Genomic DNA, 2,054 nt, shown 5'->3' with positions numbered 1-2,054 from the left:
AGGCCCTCGACCTCGACGAGCTCAGCGGCGGCCGGTTCGTCCTCGGTCTCGGCTCCGGAGTCCAGCGGCTCAACGAGGACTGGCACAACGTGACCTTCGGCAAGCCGGTCCCGCACGTGCGGGAGACGGTCCGCAACGTCCGGCTCTTCTGGGAGGCGTGCCGCGCGGGGGAGCCGATCCAGGCCGAGGGCGACTGGGAGCCGATGCGGATCCGCGGCTACGAGCGGCCGTTCCCCGTGCTGCGCACCGATGTCCCGGTCTACCTCGCGGCGATGGGCCCGCTGATGACACGGCTCGCTGGGGAGATCGCCCAGGGCTGGATCAGCCACGAGCTGTGCTCGCCCGAGTACCTCGCCCAGCACATCACGCCCGACCTCGAGGCCGGCATCGCCCGCGCCGACGGCAAGAGCCGCGCCGACCTCGACGTGGTCGTCTCGGCGTGCTGCTCCATCTCCGAGGACCTGAGCGTGGCCCGCCGCCGTGCGGCGGGACTCGTCGGCTTCTACGCCACGGTGCGCACCTACGCCGACTTCTTCGCCTTCCACGGCCTCGCGGAGGACCAGCAGCAGGTCGTCGACGCCTTCCGCTCCGGCAGTGGAGCGGACTACCTCGCCGACGTCGTGAGCGACCGGATGGTCGACGCGTTGACGCTGGTCGGCCCTCGCGACCAGGTCGTCGAGCGGATCGCGGCCTACGAGGGCCTCGCCGACTCGGTGAAGCTCAGCCCACCCACGCACGGCCTCGGGGCCAACGAAACCCGGGCCGCACAGGAGGAAATCCTCGCCATGATCGCCGACCTGACCGGAGCAGCCCGATGACCCAGTCCCCGAAGCCGTTGTCGGACATCCGCATCATCGCCGTCGAGCAGTACGGCGCGGGCCCCTTCGGCAGCATGCACCTGGCCGACCTCGGCGCCGAGGTGATCAAGATCGAGGATCCCCGCGTGGGCGGCGACGTCGGACGCTACGTCCCCCCGTACGGCGAGGGCGAGGACTCCCTGTTCTTCGAGACCTTCAACCGCAACAAGCGGTCGCTCTCGCTGGACCTCACCACTCCCGCCGGCCGATCGGTGTTCGAGGAGCTGGTCAAGGTCAGCGACGTCGTGTACTCCAACCTCCGCGGCGACGTGCCTGCGAAGATGGCGATCACCTACGACGACCTCAAGCACCTCAACCCGAAGATCGTCTGCGTCTCGCTCACCGGGTTCGGCATGACCGGGCCGCGGCAGAAGGAGCCCGGCTACGACTACGTGCTCCAGGGCCTCGCCGGCTGGATGGAGCTCACCGGCGAGCCGGACGGCCCGCCGACCAAGTCCGGGCTGTCCCTGGTGGACTACTCCGGCGGCTTCGTCGCGGCCATCTCGCTGCTGGCCGGCGTGCACGCCGCGCGTCGCGACGGCAAGGGGATGGACTGCGACGTGAGCCTCTACGACACGGCGATCTCGCTGCTCAGCTATCCGGCGACCTGGCACCTCAACGCCGGCTTCGAGCCCGCCCGCACCCGGCACTCCGCCCACCCGTCGCTGGTCCCGTTCCAGGCCTTCCAGGCCAAGGACGGGTGGATGGTCGTCGGTTGCGCGAAGGAGAAGTTCTGGCAACGGCTCGCGGTCGTCGTCGGTCACCCGGAGTGGGGCGCCGAGGACTCGCCGTACGCCTCCTTCGGGCAGCGCCAGCAGCGCAGCGAGGAGCTGCTCGCGCGGCTCGAGGCGATCTTCTTGGAGCGCACCGTCGACGAGTGGCTCGAGAACCTCTACGCCGCCTCGATCCCGTGCGGGCCGATCAACGACGTCCCGGCCGCCCTGCGCGAGGAGCACACGCACGCACGCGACCTCATCGTCACCACCGAGCACCCCCGGTTCGGCACCGTCGAGCAGCTCGCCTCGCCGGTGCGCGTCGGCACCGAGAGGCCGGAGTACCGGCGAGCGCCGCTGCGCAACGAGGACCTCGACTACATCACCCGGCAGGTCCTGGCGCTCGACGACCAGGCCCTCGCCGGCCTGCGCGCCGAAGGCGCGTTCGGCGACGACCACCGGGCCCAGCCGAGCAGCGAGGAGA

Annotated in this window: 2 protein-coding genes; both read left to right on the top strand. The window is 70.7% G+C overall.

Going from position 1 to position 2,054, the window contains the following annotated elements:
• A partial coding sequence (locus tag Q0L15_RS20545) for an LLM class flavin-dependent oxidoreductase (protein ID WP_296606537.1) occupies window positions 1–818 on the top strand: 818 nt, incomplete at its 5' end.
• The coding region (locus Q0L15_RS20540) for a CoA transferase (RefSeq protein WP_296606535.1) at window positions 815–2,054 on the top strand (1,240 nt) is incomplete at its 3' end. The genes Q0L15_RS20545 and Q0L15_RS20540, both read left to right, overlap by 4 nt.

Source organism: Nocardioides sp., from assembly GCF_024509035.1.
Taxonomy (GTDB): domain Bacteria; phylum Actinomycetota; class Actinomycetes; order Propionibacteriales; family Nocardioidaceae; genus Nocardioides.
Note: the sequence above shows the minus strand (reverse complement) of the source record. Positions and strands in the feature narration are given on the sequence as shown.